Source organism: Halalkalibacter lacteus, from assembly GCF_036663595.1.
Classification (GTDB): domain Bacteria; phylum Bacillota; class Bacilli; order Bacillales; family Bacillaceae_D; genus Halalkalibacter; species Halalkalibacter lacteus.
This window is the reverse complement of sequence record NZ_JAWRVL010000280.1, coordinates 1-261: the sequence shown is the minus strand read 5'-3', so window position 1 is coordinate 261 and position 261 is coordinate 1. Positions and strand designations below refer to the sequence as shown.

1 protein-coding gene is annotated in these 261 nt (G+C 56.7%); it reads right to left on the bottom strand.

Features of this window, described 5'->3' with window-relative positions:
* A partial coding sequence (locus tag SAZ04_RS22355) for an FAD-dependent oxidoreductase (protein WP_332699849.1) occupies positions 1-147 on the bottom strand: 147 nt, incomplete at its 3' end.
* Positions 148-261: the final 114 nt, after the last annotated feature.

Sequence of the window (261 nt, the reverse complement as noted above, 5' to 3'; positions counted from 1 at the left end):
GCTCGTCTCGAGCGCCGGGCCGGCTTCCCGGTCGATCACCGTGACTTCATGGCCGGCGCGCGCGAGGTAATACGCGCTTGCCACGCCCACCACACCGCTGCCCAGAATGACGACTCGCATAGCTGCTCCAGATGGAAGGGACCAGATCGAGGCCGGGCGCACCTGCGTCTCCGTGTAACCTCTAGCTGATCTAGTTTTTTTCGCTATGGTATTGTCGAATGTGTAGGTTTTGTTATCGTATTTTTCAGGTTTTCAGCATAA